Source organism: Pseudomonas sp. AC252, assembly GCF_979258105.1.
In genome coordinates this window covers 2,635,542-2,653,563 of sequence record NZ_OZ409837.1, presented here as the reverse complement: position 1 = coordinate 2,653,563, position 18,022 = coordinate 2,635,542, and the positions used below count along the sequence as shown (strand labels likewise).

Below are 18,022 nucleotides of genomic sequence, written 5' to 3'. Positions count from 1 at the left end.
TGGCTGATTGATTCTATGCTGATACTACGCAGTGACTGTCAGGGTAGACGCACGCATGAAAAACGGCTTTCGCAGGTCGCAAAAAGGTGCGGTGGCGATCGAATTCGCCTTGGTGTTCATCATCTTTTTCGCGGTGTTTTACGGGCTGGTCAGCTACGGCCTGCCCTTCGTGATGATGCAATCGTTCAACCAGGCCACCGCTGAGGCGGTGCGCCGCAGTGTCGCGGTGGACCCGACCACGCCGAACTATTCGACGGTGCTGGTCAACACCGCCAATGCCGCGCTGACCCAGCAACTGCAATGGCTGCCCTCGGCCTTGAATCTGGTGGTCGGGACCGACACCAGTGCGGCGTACGACGCGGGGACTGGCACCCTGACCGTCAGCGTCAATTACCCGGTGAGCAAGCTCAACCAGATCATGCCGTTTCTGGTGCTGCCCGGGATCGGCACGGTGCCCAATCTGCCCACGCACCTGACCGCCCGCTCGAGCCTGCAATTTTGACCGCCGGCGATAAGCTCTTCGGCCGTTTGCTCAAGCGTGCCCCCAGCGCTGTTCTTGAGTTGCCGGACCGACTCGGCGCGCCGCCCACCGGCCTGCATTTCTATCTGAATGGCGACGGCGAGGTGCTGCAGATCGCCGGCCCGCTGCGGCATTTGCTCGCCCAGCACAAACTCAACGACCAGCCGTTGCCGCTCAGCGCCTATCTGCTGCCGCATAGCCTGCTGACCATCGAAGGTCAGCCGCGGGACTGGCACGGGCAATTGCTCGATCTCGACTTTCCCGGCCTGAATGATCAGCCGCTGCACCTGCGTGGTTGGGTACAACCATTGGGTGACGGCTGGCTGCTGCAACTGCTCGACATCGCTGACCTGTTGCTCGAACGTCAGCAATCGCACGACCGCGACGCCTGCCAGACGCTCGCCGCGCAGGTCAGTGATCATCTGCGCACGTGCAGCCTGACGCGCCTGCCGACGGTGCTTGGTGAACAATTGCAGGCGATCGCCCAGCGCTGGCACATCCCCTGTCTGGCCGTGGCCTTGCTCGATGAACAGGCCCAGGGCTGGCAGATTCATCAACAGTTTCGCGGCCATGATGCTCCACAATTGTGGGAGGACGGTCAGCCATTGGGCACACCGCTGGACAGCCTCAACGGTAGCGCGCCGCAACGCCTCGCCGGCCAGCAGGGCCGTTATGAACACTCGCGATTGCAGGCCACGTTCGGCAACGCCAACGGTTTCGCTGTGCCCTACAGCAATGATCAAGGCGTGGTCGCATGGCTGCTTTGCGGGTTTTACACGGTCGACAACGTGGCACCATGGCTGAGCGATCGCGACTGGCTGTCCCTGGCCGGCGCGCTGGCCGGGCCGCTGCTCAGTCGCTTGCGCGAGCAGCGCCATGTGCAATCGATGGAGCGCCTGGACTCACTGCAAAACCTGCTCGGCGCCGGCTGGTGGGAAATCAGTGCCGAAGAGCTGATTGCACTGGCGCCGTCGCTGGCATCGGCACTGAATCTCAGCGATCGCCTGCTGCCGGTAGAAGATTGGCTGTCGCTGTTTCATCACGCCGACCGCGATGAGTTGCGCAGCCGTTTGCGCGCCCTGCAGTTGCAGGGCGAAACGCTGACCCTGAGCGTGCGCCTGCGCCCAGCGGAGGTCGGCGCAACCGCGACGTGGTATCGGATTCAGGGCCAGGTCAGTGGCACGGGTGAACACCGGCGTCTGGTCGGGTTCATGCTCGATATCAGCGACATCCAGAATCAACAGCAGCGCGCCGCCGCAGCCCATGCGCGGCTGGATAATCTGATCGCCAGTTCGCCGGCAGTGATCTACGTGCAGCGCTATGCAGAAGGCGCGCTGGTTCCCGAATTTTTCAGCGCCAGCCTGCAACCCTTGCTGGGCTGGACGCTGGAAGATTGCGATGCAGCAACACTGGTCGAGCACGTCCATCCCGACGACCGTGAACTGTATTTCCAGCGCAACCGTCAGTTGCTGCGCGAAGGCTCGGTGCGTGCGCGTTATCGCTTGCGTGACCGCCGTGGCGAGTACCATTGGCTGCTCGATGAGGCAAAACTGCTGCGCAACGATCTCGGCCTGCCGGTCGAGGCGGTGGGCTTGTGGCTGGACGTCACCGACGCAACGCTTGCTGCCGAGCAGGTCCGCCAGAGCGAAGAGCGCTACCGGATTCTGGTGGAGGATTCGCCGGCAATGATCTGCCGGTATCGCCCCGACCTGATGCTGATCTTTGGCAACCGACCGTTGGCGACTTATCTGGAATGCACCCCGGAACAACTGCCCGGGGTTGATCTGGGCGGCTGGATGTCCGAGGAACAGCGCGGCGCTTTTGTGCAGCGGCTGAGCCAACTGACGCCGGAACAGCCAGTGAGTACAGCGGAAATCAGCCTGCAATTGCCCGGACGCGAACACGCCTGGTGGGTCTGGTCGGATCGCGGCGTGTTCGATGAGCAGGGACAGTTGATCGAAGTGCAGGCGGTGGGCCGCGACAACACCGAGGTGCGCCGCTCGCAACAGCAACTCACCCAAAGCGCGAAAATGGCCACCCTCGGCGAAATGGCCACCGGCCTCGCCCACGAGATCAATCAACCGCTGAACGTCATGCGCATGGCCATCGTCAACGTGCTCAAGCGCCTCGGCAACGGTGATGTGCAGGTCGATTACCTGACCGAAAAACTCAACCGCATCGACGCTCAGGTGCAACGCGCGGCGAAAGTCGTCGACCACATGCGCGTATTCGGTCGGCGCTCGGAAATCGAACAACAGTTGTTCAACCCGGCCCAAGCCATCGAAGGCACCCTGTCGCTGCTGGCCGAGGGCATGCGCGGTAAAGGTGTCGACCTGCGCATCAGCGAGACCGGTTTCGAAGCGCAGGTGCGCGGCCACATCGATCAGTTGGAGCAGGTGCTGATCAATCTGATGGTCAACGCCCGCGACGCCCTGCTCGGCAAACGCGACAGCGACTCAGCGTTCAAGCCATGGATTTCGATCTACGCCGAGCGTGACGAAGAAAGTGTGCGGTTGTGGGTCGAGGATAACGGCGGCGGCATCGATCCACGTTTGCTCGAGCGGATCTTCGAGCCGTTCTTCACCACCAAGCCGATTGGCGTCGGCACCGGCTTGGGCTTGTCGGTGAGCTACGGCATCATCGCCAACATGGGCGGGCAATTGAGCGTGCGCAACTCCACGGAGGGCGCACGGTTCTGCATCGAATTGCCGATCGCCACGGATGATCAGATCACCAGATAAGCCTTGCCGGTCTGCCCGCAGGTCATGTTGGCGCCCACCTCGGTGTTCATCAGATTGATGCCCAGGCCTTTGAGCAGATTGTTCAACAGTGGATCGAGCAATGGGCTGATCAAACCGGTGACCACCGGCAACAAGCGGTTGCTGACGTCGCTGATCAACGAGGCCACACCGGTGACGATGGCGCCCAGCGGATTGCTGCCCACAGGTTTGTAGACGATCAGGTTGATGCCCGACAGGGTGTTCGCCAGGCTGCCGACGATGTTGCTGGTCGGCGCGGCGGACAGCAGGCTCGGCGGCCGGTTTAGATTGGCCGGGGTGGCGAAGGGTGTGGTGCTGGAGAACAGCAGATTTTGCGTGGTCTGCGCGACGCTGGTGTCGAGTTTCAGGGCGATGCCGCCGGCGCCGTACTGGACGTGGGAGGCGGCATCGCAACTGCCGATGCCGAGAATCCTGTGGCAGGTGATGATGCCGAGATCGACCAGCGGCAGCGGCGCCACCGTTGGTTCAGCGACTGAAGAGAACGCTGCGATGGGATCGATCTTGCCGAGCTTGAGATCAGCCAGAGAGGTTGTGGCGGCGGCGGTCAGGCTTTTGCTGCCGCTGTCGCCGGTCGGACAACGGTAATCGGTGACATAGCTTTTCGCCCCGCCGGCATCCAGCGCGATATCGATCCGCGGTGAGGGCAGCAGCTTCGGATCGAGCTGTTGGCAACCGGCGCCCAACAGGCAGAACACGGAATTGAGGGTGTCCACCAGATTCAGGCTCAACAGTGCATTGAGCGTCGGCGTCAGCGTACCGACCAGGCCCAGCACCGCATTCGTCAGCCCCGTCACCCCCGAGAGCACCGGCAAATTCACCGACAACAACGTGCGCACCTGCGCGGTGCGCACATAAATCCGGTCCGGTCCCAACGGATCGGCCTTGGACCGCGCCGGGTCGCCAATCGCCGAGAATTGCGGCGGCTCGATCACCTTCACCCGCACCGTGACACCGGCCAGCCCCAGCACGTTGACCGGCAAGGTCGCCGCCACCGCGCTCTTGCTGTTGGCCAGTTGCACCATGCCCTGCACCAGTTGCAGCAATTGCACATTGGCATCCAGCCCCGCCGCCGTAGTGCCGGTTTGCAGTTGCAGGATCTCGCCGAGTCTGACCGGTGCTGCATTGATGGCGGCGACCTGCAACTGGCCCAGCGCGGTGACCACTTGCGCAGTCGCGCCGTTGAGTTGCACCACCGTTGCGGCGGCCTGGATCAGCTGCGTCACCGTTGCCTGGGTGTTGAGCAACTGGGTGTAATTGCCGGCGCCGACATTGAGGTTGATTGCCAGTTGATCGAGGTATTTGAGCAGGTTGATATCGGTGTGCAGCAAGCCGTCCCAGCCCACCGCCGTGAGGTTGACGTTGCCGCCGAGCAGCCCGGAAAACAGCGGGTTGAGGATGTTCGACTGCGCCGTGTCGATGCTGGCGAGGGTGCTGCGGATATTCAGTTGGGCGACGGTCGGCTGCGGTTTCGCGGCAACTGCCGAAGCATTGAGTGTGGTGTTGAGGCTGACCGGTGTAGCGCTGAACAACGCCCGCACACCACCAGCAAAACTGCTGGTGACCGTACGACTGGCGGCGACTTTGACTGCGCTTGATTGCGTGGCATCGACAGTGAAACTGCGCATACCGCTGGCAGCGGTGGCCAATGTGCCGCAGGTGGTCGCGAGTGTATTGGCGGCATCCACCACGTAACCATTGCGCAGCGCACTTTGCCCGGCATAACTGGCGGCGCTCAGCCCGGGCAGGCAATTGCCGCCGCGACTGACCGCTTCGAGGGCGGCGGTATCCACCACCCGCTGCAATTTGCGCTGTTCCATGTACAGGCGACCGCTGTCGACCACCAGCAACATCATCACCAGCGCCAGACTCAGGGTGGCAGCCGCCATCAAGCCGATCGCCCCGCGTTGCCGGGCCGGGCCGTTGCCTTGCGATCCTGGCGACATGGCGCACTCCTTTGCCGGCGCAGTGCCGAGCTACCTGCGTTGGTAAAAAGGAGTGTAGACACGGAGGAGCAAGCGCGCTGGCGCCGCGTCATTTAGAGGGCTACCGCCCACTGTGGGAGCGAGCCTGCTCGCGAAAGCGCCAGATCAGGCAATCAAAATGTTGAATGTACCGCCGCCTTCGTGGGCAAGCCCACTCCCACAGGGATTTATGCCGGGTTGAAGATCATTCGTTCAACACCGAAACCTGTGGGAGCGAGCTTGCTCGCGAAAGCGCCAGATCAGGCAATCACGATGCTGAATGTACCGACGCCTTCGTGGGCAAGCCCACTCCCACAGGGATTTGTGCAGGGTTCAAGATCATTCGTTCAACACCGAACCCTGTGGGAGTGAGCTTGCTCGCGAAAGCGTCAGGTCAGGCAATCAAGATGTTGAATGTACCGCCGCCTTCGTGAGCAAGCTCACTCCCACAGGGATTTGTGCAGGGTACAAGATCATTCGTTCAACACCGAAACCTGTGGGAGCGAGCTTGCTCGCGAAAGCGTCAGGTCAGGCAATCACGATGTTGAATGTACCGCCGCCTTCGTGGGCAAGCCCACTCCCACAGGGATTTATGCCGGGTTGAAGATCATTCGTTCAACACCGAAACCTGTGGGAGCGAGCTTGCTCGCGAAAGCGCCAGATCAGGCAATCACGATGCTGAATGTACCGACGCCTTCGTGGGCAAGCCCACTCCCACAGGGATTTGTGCAGGGTTCAAGATCATTCGTTCAACACCGAACCCTGTGGGAGTGAGCTTGCTCGCGAAAGCGTCAGGTCAGGCAATCAAGATGTTGAATGTACCGCCGCCTTCGTGAGCAAGCTCACTCCCACAGGGATTTGTGCAGGGTACAAGATCATTCGTTCAACACCGAAACCTGTGGGAGCGAGCTTGCTCGCGAAAGCGTCAGGTCAGGCAATCACGATGTTGAATGTACCGCCGCCTTCGTGGGCAAGCCCACTCCCACAGGGATTTATGCCGGGTTGAAGATCATTCGTTCAACACCGAAACCTGTGGGAGCGAGCTTGCTCGCGAAAGCGCCAGATCAGGCAATCAAAATGTTGAATGTGCCGCCGCCTTCGTGAGCAAGCTCACTCCCACAGGGATTTATGCCGGGTTCAAGATCATTCGTTCAACACCGAACCCTGTGGGAGCGAGCCTGCTCGCGAAAGCGCCAGATCAGGCAATCACGATGCTGAATGTACCGCCGCCTTCGTGGGCAAGCCCACTCCCACAGGGATTTATGCCTGGTTGAAGATCATTCGTTCAACACCGAAACCTGTGGGAGCGAGCCTGCTCGCGAAAGCGCCAGATCAGGCAATCAAAATGTTGAATGTACCGCCGCCTTCGTGGGCAAGCCCACTCCCACAGGGATTTATGCCTGGTTGAAGATCATTCGTTCAACACCGAAACCTGTGGGAGCGAGCCTGCTCGCGAAAGCGCCAGATCAGGCAATCAAGATGTTGGATGCACCGCCGCCTTCGTGGGCAAGCCCACTCCCACAGGGATTTATGCCGGGTTGAAGATCATTCGTTCAACACCGAAACCTGTGGGAGCGAGCTTGCTCGCGAAAGCGCCAGATCAGGCAATCACGATGCTGAATGTACCGCCGCCTTCGCGAGCAGGCTCGCTCACACAGGGACGGTTCAGAGCGGTTCAACGCGGTGGATAGTTGGCCAGGATCCGTGCCACGGTCTCGCGAATGGCATTGCTGCGATCGGCCGGATTCGGGCGGCTGCTGAGCATTTGTTCATCGCTGCCACGCCACACCAGTTTGCCGTCCTTGCCGTCGAGCAGGTCGATCTGAATGGTCGCGACCTTGTAGGTGATGTTGCGCGTTTCGTTGTACATAGGCGCGCCCCAGTAGCCGTTCCACGGGCCGCCCCAACCGCCGCCGTAATTGGTCGTCACCTGTTGCTGCCGGTCCTCGACGATCAGGTAGGTCTGCACGCTCAGATCTCCCTTGCCGCCACCAGCAGCCGGGCGCAAACCGCGCTGATCGAGTTGATCGGACACTGCCTGGCGAATGCGCTGTTCGGTCAGGTCACTCTTGATGCGCGGATCATCGGGGCGGTATTGCAGGGCCGGGTCTTTCCAGCTCCAGCTGCGATAAGCGGCGAAGTCGCGGCTGGCGTCGAAGTCGTGATTGACCTGATTGGCGGCGCAGGCACTGAGCAGCGCGGCAACAGCGAGTAGAGCGAGACGGCGGAACATGATTTTTCTCCGGGTGAAGACATGAACCTGCTGACACGACGTCAGCTGGGAGGATACGCCGCCATGGCTTTTTCCACAGCCTCGCGGATCGCATCGGCGCGTTCGATCTGATTGCCCTGGGTGCCGGTCTCGGCGCTGGCGCTCCACACTGGCTGACCATTGCCGGCATCGAACAGATCGACCCGCACCACCACGACCTGCTCTTGATAGGTGCGCATGACCGGCACGCTGTTGTACATCCCGTAACCGCGACCATAACGATCATAGCCGCCGTATCCACCGTAGTAGCCGTAGTCGTCGCGAACCTGACGCAATCGGGTTTCCAGACGCAGGTCGGCGCTGACCAGCAGGTCGGCCGGGCGGTTGTCGCGCATCGGCCGCAAGCCGCGCTGGTCGAGAGCGTTGCTGACCGCCTCGGCCACCTGCGCCGAGTCGGCCCACGCCGTGCCCGGTGGTAACTGCCCGTCGCGCCAGGCCCAATTGCGGTAGCGCCCGTAATCACGCGGCGGCGCCGGGTAGGCGCTGCGGTCGAAGGTGGTGGCGGCCTGCGGCGGTGCCGGCGGCAACGGCCGTGACTGGGCCACGTAGGGGTTGCTGCCTTGGCAGGCGGCCAACCCCAGACTCATCAGCAATAACCCGCATTGAGCTTTCATGTCGCGCTCCGCTCAGATCGGCCGGCAGATCCAGTGCAAGTAACGCCCAAGCCCGGCGAAGCCTGGGTGACGACGGTGCGCAAGTTCCATTTCCAGCAAGTCCGCCAGTTCGGCGCGGGCCTGGAATTCCACCGGCATGTAGTCGTGAAATACCCGTACGCCGCTCTGACTTTCGACCTGCCACATTCCGGCGAGTTGCGTTGCCAATTCCCGCGGGTCGAGAGGCTGCTGCGGGGTCAGGCTCTGCTTCTCGCCGGCCATGACGTTCTTGCGCATTTTCTTGAAATGGCCCTTGAGCAGATTGCGATAAATCAACGCATCACGGTTGTAGAACGCAAGCGACAGCCAGCCGCCGGGCTTGGTCAGTTGATGCAGCACCGGCAGGATCGCATGGGGCTCGGCGAGCCATTCCAGCACGGCGTGGCAAATCACCAGATCGTAGGGCTCGGCGAGCTGGCCGAGCAGTTCCTGCCATGGCGCCTGAATGAATGTCGCGGTTTGCCCGGCTTCGGCAAAACGCTCGCGTGCGCCTTCCAGCATCGGTTCGGCCGGTTCGGTAAAGGTGACGTCATGGCCGCGCTCGGCCAGCCACAGCGACATGTGCCCAAGGCCACCGCCGATATCCAGCACGCGCAGCGGGCGATCCGGCAAGGCCTCGGTCAGGTCGGCCTGCAACACGGCGAGGCGAATCGCACCTTTGGCGCCGCCGTAGATTTTTTCGGCGAAGCGCGTGGCCAACTGATCGAAATGACGGTCGCTCATCAGCTGAACCGCCGTTCGCTGTCGGCGAGCTTGGCCCGCACCACTTCATTCATGTCCAGACCCAGCTCGCTGCACAGCAGCAACAGATACAGGACGATATCGCCGACTTCCTGCCCGGCATGCGCGAGTTTTTCCGCCGGCAACTGGCGCGACTGGTCTTCTGTCAGCCACTGGAAGATTTCCACCAGCTCGGCCATTTCCACGCTGGCGGCCATGGCGAGGTTTTTCGGGCTGTGAAATTGCCGCCAGTCATTGCGGTCGCGAATGGCGTGCAGGCGTTCGGTCAGTTCAACAAGGTTCATCGGGCTCTCCTGAAGACGCATAGCTTCGGGTGGATACCCACCGAAGGCAAGGGTGCAGGTGAACTAATGTGGGAGCGAGCCTGCTCGCGAAGGCGGTGGATCATCCAGACCGGATTTTGCCTGACACACCCCTTCGCGAGCAGGCTCGCTCCCACACATGATCCGGGCAAACCTTCTATCATGCAGGGAACTCGGCCGCCCTCGGTGTGGCCCAAGGCTCAGCTCTTTCATCAGGGATGCACACATGCGTGTAGAAAGCTTTTTCGAATGGCTCGGCCAGGCACTCGGTTCGGTCATCCGCTTTATCGTCGATGGCCTCAGTGGCCTGTTCAACATGCTCAGCAATGCCGGCGGCAACTTTGTCGACGGCCTGGCGCAAACGCTGGGGATGGACACCTCGATCATCAGCATCATCGCGCTGATCGTCGGTTTGATGCTGCTGTGGTCGGCGATCCGGGCATTCATGAACGCGTCGATCATTGCCGGGATCATCTGGTTGCTGCTGGGGTTGTGGTTGCTGAGCTGGATCATCCATTAACCCACCGCCCCCTGTAGGCCCTCGCCTGCTCGCGATCGCGGTATGTCATTCGAAGCTTGTGTGACTGAACGGGCGCTATCGCGAGCAGGCTCACTCCTACAGTGAATTGCGTTAATCGCTACAATCCCCGCTCCCCCAAGGAGCCTGCATGTCCTCTCTGATTACCGACTGGCGCGACCGCCCGACTCACCGCAAGGTCTGGGCGCTCGCCGCGCCGATGATTCTTTCCAATATCTCCGTGCCGCTGGTGGCGCTGGTCGACAGCACTGTCATCGGCCACCTGCCGCATGCCCATCAACTCGGCGCGGTGGCAGTCGGCGCCAGTCTGTACACGTTTCTCGCCTGGGCGATGGGTTTTCTGCGCATGGGCACCACCGGTTTTGCCGCGCAGGCTGCCGGGCGCAGCGATGGTGCGGCGTTGCGGCAGATTCTCTTGCAGGGCCTGTTGCTGGCACTGGGCTTGGCCGTCGTGCTCGGCGGCCTCGGCGTGCCGCTCAGCGGCGTTGCGCTGCACTTCATGCAGCCATCGGCAGAGCTGGATCAATTGACCCGGGCGTTTTTCCACACGCGCCTGTTCGGCCTGCCCGCCGCGCTGGCGACCTATGCACTGGTCGGCTGGTTCCTCGGCACGCAGAACGCGCGGGCGCCGCTGGCGATTCTGCTGAGCACCAACCTGATCAACATTGTGCTCAATCTATGGTTCGTCATCGGCCTGGACTGGGGCGTGGTCGGCTCGGCGCGCGCTTCGGTAATCGCCGAATGGAGCGGCGCCCTGCTCGGCCTGTGGCTGACGCGCACGGCGTTGCGCGCCTATCCGGGGCAGATCATCTGGTCGGCACTGAGAGTCTGGCAGAGCTGGCGCCCGCTGCTGGCGGTCAACCGGGACATTTTCATCCGCAGCCTCGCCCTGCAATCGGTGTTTTTCCTGATCACCGTGCAAGGCGCGCGGCTCGGCGACGCGACCGTAGCGGCCAACGCGCTGCTGCTCAACGGCCTGCTGCTGACGGCCCATGCACTCGACGGACTGGCGCACGCCGTTGAAGCCTTGTGCGGCCATGCCATCGGCGCAAGAGATCGCCTGGCCCTGCGCCGGTCACTGATGGTGGCCGGCGGCTGGTCGTTGATTGCCAGCCTCGGATTCGCCGTGCTGTTTTTGCTGGCCGGGCACCTGTTCATCGAGATGCAGACCGACATCCAGAGCGTGCGCGACACGGCCTTCGTCTACCTGCCCTACCTCGCCGTGCTGCCGCTGATTGCGGTGTGGAGTTACCTGCTCGACGGCCTGTTCATCGGCGCCACCCGCGCGCGGGAAATGCGCAATGGCATGCTGCTGACGGTGTTGTTGCTCCTGCCATTCGCCTGGTTCTTGCAAGCACTGGGCAATCACGGCCTGTGGATATCTTTCCTGCTGTTCATGGTCTTGCGCAGCGTGACCCTCGGCGCGCAAGCCCTGTGGCTGAAACGCAGCGATGGCTGGTTCAGCGGCAAGGCTCACTGACGGCATCAGTCAGTCCGCCGCACCCCACTGCCGACGCAGATGATCGAGCCGCTCCTGCTGGGTCAGACCCGCCGGTGGAGCAACCAGCACCGCGCGCGGATGCAGCAGGCGCAGCCACAGCCAGCCGTCGAGCACCGCGCGATCACTGAAACCCAGCGCCAGACCCTGTTGCACATGCACAGCGATCGTCTGGTAATCGGCGCACAGGGATTGGCACCAGCGCCAGATGTGTTGTTCCAGCAGACAGGTTTGCAGGCGCTGACGCTGGCGCCGGGTCAGGCTTTCTTCGATGCCCAGCGGTTCGACGAGCAGGCCGGGATTGCGCAGCTGTTGCCAGCCCTGACTGCCGATGGCGCGGTCAGCCCAGGTACCCCCAAACCAGCGCAACTGGCGGATTGGCCCGAGCCAGCGACTCAGTTGCGCGGCATCGCAGGCATCGAAGAAATAGCTGGCGGTCTGCCGGTTGTAATAGCTGAGCAAGGCCCGGTGATTCAAGCCGAATGAGACGGTGAGCATGCGTTGCAAGTGGCTGATCAGCTGCTGCGCTGGTATTTCGCAGCTCAGCAACAGCCCGCGCCAAGTGTCCGGATCGCGCAGGCACAAGGCGGTCAATGCCGGATTCTCACGCAAGTCGACAAGAACCGGGCCGTGCTCGCTGACCGGTTGAAATTCGGTACCGTCGAACAACCGGTGCCGCTGCACATCGGCAAAGCCCTGCCGCAACGTCAGCAGGGCGCGTGACGCGTCAGGGGTATCGAGTAACAGCCATTGCGCCATAGGCTCAAGCGCCGCGCCGCTCATCTTGCGCTGCTCTGATCAAGCGCGGTCAACAGCCGGCAACTGCACACGGACTCGGCACAGTGGTTGAAGCTCCCACCTCCCGGCATCAGGCACAGCAGCAGCAACGGCTCGCCGGACTGCAACAGCTGCTGTAACCCATCGCTCACCAGCAACTCCGGCAACGGGACATCGTCCTCAACCGTATCCTCCACCAGCGCCGGAGGCTGGAGAACGCCGCTGACCATCGGCTGATCGGGGTCGCCTTCGAGGAAACTCACCACGACTTCCACGCCATCGGCCAGCGCCGCTGATGGCAACTCGCTCAGGGTTGGTGCGAGCGGTAGCCAGCAATGGCTCGGCGCTGCGCCTTCGCCCTGATACAGCCAGTCAAATTGCACCGCGACCGGCCGCGAGCGATCGGGTTGCGCTTCATCGACCGAAACCACCCAGGCACGCTGCAGGCTGTGCATGCGTTGCTTGGCTGGCGTCGCGGCGGGCGCAAAGACGGGCACCCGCGCGGCCGCGAACAGGCGATTACCGTAGGGCGGTTCGAGAGACTGATCGGCACGGTGCTCGATGCGGGTCAGCAACCATGGGCGGTTGCATTCGATGAAGGGATGGCCGTCCAACGGCAACCACTGACCGCTGCGCAGGGCGGACAAATCGCTGTGGCCTTCGGCATTCGGTCCGCGCTGGCCGGCCTGTGAATCTTCTTGCAGTTGCCACTGGCGTACGGCTGGAGTGACGCAAAGGTGGTCATGCTCGCCCTGATAGCGCGCGACGTCTGCCTGCGGCATCCGCGTCGGATCATCGCCCAATACCAGACAATGCCTGTCGCGGTGATGCTCGAAGTAATAGTGAATACGCGCCTCTGCGCACAGGCGCTGGAGCAGTTGCAGATCGGATTCCCGGTATTGCGTGCAGAAGGTGCGGGCCGGGTAGTCGCTGTGCAGGTCGAAACGTCGTTGCAGCCCGACGATGCCGTGCTCACGCAGGACTTGGTCGATGATCTGCGGCACGGAGCGGCCGCTGAATATGCGCTGGCTCAAACGCAGGTCGAGGCAGTCGAGCCCGGGCCCCAGACGCACGCGACTCAAGCGCAGGCCATGGCTGTGCTCATGCTGGACAAGGCTGTGCAGTTGCCCGTGCACACCCTGGCCGGGCGGGCCGAAGCACAGGAACGCAGAACGATGCAGCAGGCCGGCAAGATCCAGATGCGGATCGTCGATCACCACATCGATCTCGAAGACAAAGGGTTCGCTGAGCGCTTCCCTTCCGGTAAAGGCGAGAACTTCGAAGGGGTCGGACAGGCCCGCTACATCGAGACGAAACGACGACTCGTTGACTGGATCGAACATGGGCGGATCTCTACAGGAGGGGCGGCCGGGGATTCTCGCCGAGAGGCATGGCCGAGTAGAGAGGCGAAGTACAACTTAGGAAATGACCTACGCGAAAAGCAGACCAGATGAGTTTGCTGACCGTGATCGCACAGGTTTTCGTGAAAAAATCAGGAGATGTCCCACCGGGTCGTCCGAATTTTCCACAGCTTGCGGAAAAAAATCAGACAACCCGGGGGGAACGCTACCGGGTCTCAGGAAGACAGATAGGAGGAGCGGGTCAGGCCCAGACGCAAGGCATCAAGGAACTGCGTGCGCTCGCTGGCACTGATCCGGGCACTGGCGCACTTGTCGCGGTAGTGGGTCATCAGTTCTTCCGGCGACAAGTGCACGTAACGCAGCATGTCTTCGATGGTGTCGTGGGTTTCGATACCGGCGTGGTACACGCTGCCATCGGCGTTCTGGTAGATGTTCACCGAGTCGGTGTCACCGAACAGGTTGTGCATGTCACCGAGGATTTCCTGATAGGCGCCGACCAGGAACACGCCCAGCAGGTAATCTTCGCCTTCATTCAACGCGTGCACCGGCAGGCTGGTTTCGATGCTCTGCTCGTCGACGTACTGGTTGATCTTGCCGTCGGAGTCGCAGGTCAGATCCTGCAGCACCGCACGGCGCAGAGGCTCTTCATCGAGACGGTGCAGCGGGATGATCGGCAACACCTGATCGATCGCCCAGGTGTCCGGCAGGCTCTGGAACACCGAGAAGTTGCAGATGTACTTGTCGGCCAGCTTGTCGTTGAGTTCGTCGAGCACCTGGCGGTGCGAACGCTGACGCGCCTTCAGCGAGTTGTGCAGGCGACGGCACACGGCGAAGTAGCACTGCTCGGCCAGGGCTTTTTCCGCCAGGGTCAGCTTGCCATCGGCGTACTGCGCGGCGACGTCGCTCATGTAGTGCGTGGCGCGCCAGTAGGTTTCGGTGACCATTTCGATGTCGGTCGGGCCAAGCAGATCGACCAGCCACTGCACGGTTTCCGGCAGGCTTTCCTTGTTCTCGATCAGCGGGATCTCGTCGTTGTGTTTCTCGACGTCGGTGACCTGCACCACCAGCATCGCGTGGTGCGCAGTCAGCGAACGGCCGCTTTCCGAGAAGATGTGCGGATGCGGCAGGCTCTGCGCGTCGCAGAATTCCTTGAGCATGCCGACCACGACACCGGCGTAATCGTCCATGTCGTAGTTGATCGAACTGGCGTTGCGCGAGTGGGTGCCGTCGTAGTCGACACCGAGGCCGCCGCCGACGTCGATGTGATCCACCGGCAGACCGAGGTTGCGCAGTTCGCCGTAGTAACGGATCGCTTCCTTGAAGCCGTGCTGGTAGTCAGCGAGGTTGGCGATCTGCGAACCCATGTGGAAGTGCAGCAGGCGGATGCCTTGATCGAGGCCGGCGCCACGGAAGCGCTCGACCACCGACAGCAGTTGCGCCGCCGACAGACCGAATTTGGATTTCTCACCACCGGTGTCCGCCCACTTCGAGGAGGCCAGCGACGACAGCCGCACGCGCAGACCCACCTGCGGCTTGACCTTCAGCGAGGCGGCTTCTTCGATCACCAGGCCGACTTCGGATTCTTTCTCGATGACGATGAACACGTTGTGGCCGAGCTTCTGGCCCATCAGCGCGAGGCGGATGAACTCGCGGTCCTTGTAACCGTTGCAGACGATGGTGCCGCCCTTCGGCGCCAGCGCCAGCACCGCCAGCAGCTCAGGCTTGGAGCCGGCTTCCAGACCGATGGAGACGTTCTGGGTGGCGATGATGTTCTCGATCACCGCTTCCTGCTGGTTAACCTTGATCGGGTACAACGCGGTGTATTTGCTCTGGTATTCCAGGCGCTCGATGTTCGAATCGAAAGCACCGGTCAACTGACGGACACGGTCTTGCAGGATGTCAGGGAAACGCACCAGCAACGGCAAGGACAAACCGCTCTTGCGCAGTTGGTCGACTTGTTCGAACAGGTCGATGGGCGAGCTGCTCGGGCCGTTCGGACGTACTTCGACGCGACCGGCTTCATTGATCGCGAAATACCCGGCCCCCCAATGGCGAATCCCGTAAACGCTGCGGCTGTCCGCAACTGTCCATTGGCTGCCATCGTCTTTACGTGTGCGTCGTACGGACATCGAAGTCCCCTATAAAGAAGTCAGAGTGCGTCGCCTGACGTTCAGGCCGGCGCAGTCTAAAGAATGAAAATGACGGTTCGTCAGTGCGGCGGTAGACCGCACTGACTGCGTGGAGTTTAGAAACCGGTCATGAACAGGCTCTGTGAAAACCATGGCAACGACGCCGGATCCGAGAACACTCGAAGCCGGATCAAGCCGCCGGAGGGTTTCACAGAGACTGCTAGCCGCCGGACTTCTTCGCTTTGAAACCGTGCTTGATCAGCTCTGCCAAGAGTAGCTCGACGTGATCGCCCTGGATTTCGATGATGCCGTCCTTCAGCGCCCCGCCAGTGCCACAACGTTTTTTCAACGTCGTCGCCAGCTCCTTGAGCGCGTCTTCGGCCAGGGGCACGCCGGTGATGGTGGTCACCGTCTTGCCGCCACGCCCTTTGCTTTCGCGACGCACGCGGGCAATGCCGTCACCGGCCGGGATCACGGTTTGTTTGCAGATACAGGCGTCCACCGGTTTGCTGCATTCCGGGCAATGACGACCTGCGTCGGTGGAAAATACCAGGCCGCCCAGGGCGGCGAAGGATGCGGCTTTCTTGGCCACCGGCAATCCTCTCGGGAGGACAAAGACTGATCGCAACCTTGGGCAAGGTCAGCGACCGCGAAGCCCCACTCAGGCAGGGGCAGCGCTACTGCATCGGCGCTTATGGGAAGCGTTCGGTGCAGTTTGAAAAGGTCGCGCAGTGTAACGGCAAAAATCGCGATTGCTAAGTGCCAATCGGCGCCAATTCATGTGTTCTTTGCGACGTTGCTTTGCTGCGCCTTGAGATAGCGCTTCAGCGCGGCCAGAGAGTCCGGGCAATACGGCTTTTCGCTGATTTCGCGCATGACCTGCTCGACGGGAATGAAGCGCGCTTCAAGGACCTCTTCCGGCTGCAGTTTCAGCGGCCCGTCCCACACGGCGGAAAACGCCGAACACCATAGACGGTTGCCAGTGTCTTCGAAGTAGAAGTGATCGTGAGCGGTGAGTTCGACGCCGCTGACGCCCAGCTCTTCCTCCAGCTCGCGCGCCGCCGACTCGGCGTAGCTTTCGTCAGCCTGGACCATGCCGCCTGCGGCAACATCCCAGTACCCGGGGTAAATCGCCTTGCTCAACGTGCGCCGGTGCACGCACAGCTCACCGGCGGAATTGAACAGCATGATGTAGGTGCCCCGGCCAATCAGACCGCGCTCGCGCAAATCGGAGCGCACCAGCGCGCCGAGCAGGTTGTCCTGCTCGTCGACCCAAGCGATCTGTTCGGCGTCCGAGGCGGCGCGATGGGCCGCCTCTCTGGTTGTTTGACTCACGAATCAGCCCTGATTGAGCAGTTGACGCAAATCGATCACCGCCGCATTGGCCCGGGAAATGTAATTGGCCATGACCAGCGAGTGGTTGGCCAAGACGCCAAAACCGCTGCCATTGAGGATCATCGGGCTCCACACCGGCTCTTGCGAAGCCTCCAGTTCACGAATGATCTGGCGCACGCTGACGGTGGCGTTCTTCTTCGCCAGCACATCGGCGAAATCGACTTCGATGGCGCGCAGCAGATGCGACAGCGCCCAGGCCTGACCGCGTGCTTCGTAGAACACGTTGTCGATTTGCATCCACGGGGTTTCCACGACTTCTTCGTCAACCTGCGGCACTTCGCCAACTGCCGGAACTTCGGTCTTCAGCGCGGTATTGAGCTTGACCCGACCGACACTGGCCGACAGGCGTTGCGACAACGAACCGAGACGGGTGCCGACATCGCCCAGCCAGTTGTTGAGGTTGTCGGCGCGGGCGTAGAACAGCGCGTTTTTCTGATTCGGATCCGACAAGCGCGACTGATAACGGCTCAGGGAGTTGATGCCTTCCTGGTATTCCGACTCGCTGGACGGCAGCACCCAGCTTTTGTTGTCGAAGTTGAAACGCGGTTCGGCCTTGGCCAGATCGGCGTCTTCGGCGGACTGTGATTGCGAACGGGCAAAATCCTTGCGCAGGGCGCGGGTCAGGTCACGCACCTGCACCAGCACGCCATATTCCCAGCTCGGCGTGTTGTCCATCCACAGGCCCGGCGGGAAACGATCGTTGGAAATGTAACCGCCCGGCTTGTTGAGCAAGGTGCCGGCAACAGTCTTCAGGGTTTCGACCGTGGTGTAGCCGACCACCATTTGCTTGCCCTCTTTCTCGGCAGCGACCTGGGCGTTCTGCGCCACCGGAAACAGCTCCGGTTCCTGGCTCCAGTACCAGCCCAGCGCGATGGTGACCAGCAAGTACAGACCGATCACTGTGGCCAGCGCCCGGCTGAACAGCAGCCCGCCGACATAGCTGCGGGTGGCCGACTTGGGCTCGGCGGCTCGTTCAGGCGCGCTGCCCGCGCGGTTTTTCCAGTCCAGCATGGCGATATCCTTTCAATCACTTGGGTTCAACGGTTCGACCACAACCATACAACAACGTGCCAAGGCCGGGCACCCGTCGCTAAC

General features: G+C 61.9%; 15 protein-coding genes. 4 read left to right on the top strand and 11 right to left on the bottom strand.

Annotated elements, in window-relative coordinates; translation table 11 throughout:
* The first annotated feature begins 55 nt into the window (after positions 1–55).
* The gene (locus ACZZZ4_RS12100) at positions 56–502 is read left to right on the top strand and encodes a TadE/TadG family type IV pilus assembly protein (RefSeq protein WP_282384933.1); all 447 of its coding nucleotides are present in this window, start codon (positions 56–58) and stop codon (positions 500–502) included.
* Positions 499–3,261, top strand: a complete 2,763-nt coding sequence (locus tag ACZZZ4_RS12095) for a PAS domain-containing sensor histidine kinase (protein WP_463547893.1) — start codon at positions 499–501, stop codon at positions 3,259–3,261. The genes ACZZZ4_RS12100 and ACZZZ4_RS12095 overlap by 4 nt, the downstream gene beginning before the upstream one ends.
* Here the strand turns inward: ACZZZ4_RS12095 and ACZZZ4_RS12090 are convergent.
* The 5 genes from ACZZZ4_RS12090 to ACZZZ4_RS12070 all read right to left on the bottom strand — a co-directional run bounded on the left by ACZZZ4_RS12090 (position 3,246) and on the right by ACZZZ4_RS12070 (position 9,211).
* A complete protein-coding gene (locus ACZZZ4_RS12090; RefSeq protein ID WP_463547892.1) occupies positions 3,246–5,243 on the bottom strand; it encodes a pilus assembly protein TadG-related protein in 1,998 nt (665 codons plus the stop codon). The genes ACZZZ4_RS12095 and ACZZZ4_RS12090 overlap by 16 nt on opposite strands.
* Before the next feature lie 1,693 nt (positions 5,244–6,936).
* Positions 6,937–7,494, bottom strand: a complete 558-nt coding sequence (locus ACZZZ4_RS12085) for a DUF4136 domain-containing protein (protein ID WP_310403750.1) — start codon at positions 7,492–7,494, stop codon at positions 6,937–6,939.
* A 41-nt stretch (positions 7,495–7,535) separates the two neighbouring features.
* Positions 7,536–8,147 carry a DUF4136 domain-containing protein gene (locus ACZZZ4_RS12080; RefSeq protein ID WP_310403752.1) on the bottom strand — a complete coding sequence of 204 codons (612 nt, stop codon included), beginning with the start codon at positions 8,145–8,147 and terminating at the stop codon, positions 7,536–7,538.
* Between the two features lie 12 nt (positions 8,148–8,159).
* The gene (locus ACZZZ4_RS12075) at positions 8,160–8,909 is read right to left on the bottom strand and encodes a methyltransferase (protein WP_129998128.1); all 750 of its coding nucleotides are present in this window, start codon (positions 8,907–8,909) and stop codon (positions 8,160–8,162) included.
* On the bottom strand, positions 8,909–9,211 hold the full coding sequence (locus ACZZZ4_RS12070) for a MazG-like family protein (protein ID WP_039757019.1): 303 nt from the start codon (positions 9,209–9,211) through the stop codon (positions 8,909–8,911). Before ACZZZ4_RS12070 ends, ACZZZ4_RS12075 begins: the two co-directional genes overlap by 1 nt.
* 244 nt (positions 9,212–9,455) lie before the next feature.
* Between ACZZZ4_RS12070 and ACZZZ4_RS12065 the strand changes: the two genes are divergently transcribed.
* Both ACZZZ4_RS12065 and ACZZZ4_RS12060 read left to right on the top strand, forming a co-directional pair.
* A complete protein-coding gene (locus ACZZZ4_RS12065; protein WP_039757018.1) occupies positions 9,456–9,749 on the top strand; it encodes a hypothetical protein in 294 nt (97 codons plus the stop codon).
* A 148-nt stretch (positions 9,750–9,897) separates the two neighbouring features.
* Entirely contained in the window at positions 9,898–11,247 is a 1,350-nt protein-coding gene (locus ACZZZ4_RS12060; RefSeq protein WP_463547891.1) for an MATE family efflux transporter, read from the top strand.
* 9 nt (positions 11,248–11,256) lie between these two features.
* On the opposite strand, the gene ACZZZ4_RS12055 is transcribed toward ACZZZ4_RS12060, so the two are convergent.
* From ACZZZ4_RS12055 to ACZZZ4_RS12030, 6 genes are all read right to left on the bottom strand, one after another.
* The gene (locus tag ACZZZ4_RS12055) at positions 11,257–12,048 is read right to left on the bottom strand and encodes a DUF4123 domain-containing protein (protein WP_463547890.1); all 792 of its coding nucleotides are present in this window, start codon (positions 12,046–12,048) and stop codon (positions 11,257–11,259) included.
* On the bottom strand, positions 12,045–13,385 hold the full coding sequence (locus ACZZZ4_RS12050) for a type VI secretion system Vgr family protein (RefSeq protein ID WP_463547889.1): 1,341 nt from the start codon (positions 13,383–13,385) through the stop codon (positions 12,045–12,047). The genes ACZZZ4_RS12055 and ACZZZ4_RS12050 overlap by 4 nt, the downstream gene beginning before the upstream one ends.
* Positions 13,386–13,618: 233 nt before the next feature.
* Positions 13,619–15,532 (bottom strand): arginine decarboxylase, encoded by a 1,914-nt coding sequence (gene speA, locus ACZZZ4_RS12045; protein ID WP_016771856.1) that lies wholly within the window; start codon positions 15,530–15,532, stop codon positions 13,619–13,621.
* Positions 15,533–15,752: 220 nt separating this feature from the next.
* Complete coding sequence (locus ACZZZ4_RS12040; RefSeq protein ID WP_007914613.1) at positions 15,753–16,124, bottom strand: translation initiation factor Sui1; 372 nt, start codon at positions 16,122–16,124, stop codon at positions 15,753–15,755.
* Positions 16,125–16,309: 185 nt separating this feature from the next.
* Positions 16,310–16,867 carry an NUDIX hydrolase gene (locus tag ACZZZ4_RS12035; protein ID WP_310403768.1) on the bottom strand — a complete coding sequence of 186 codons (558 nt, stop codon included), beginning with the start codon at positions 16,865–16,867 and terminating at the stop codon, positions 16,310–16,312.
* 3 nt (positions 16,868–16,870) lie between these two features.
* Positions 16,871–17,938 (bottom strand): DUF2333 family protein, encoded by a 1,068-nt coding sequence (locus tag ACZZZ4_RS12030; protein WP_041480664.1) that lies wholly within the window; start codon positions 17,936–17,938, stop codon positions 16,871–16,873.
* Positions 17,939–18,022 lie beyond the last annotated feature (84 nt).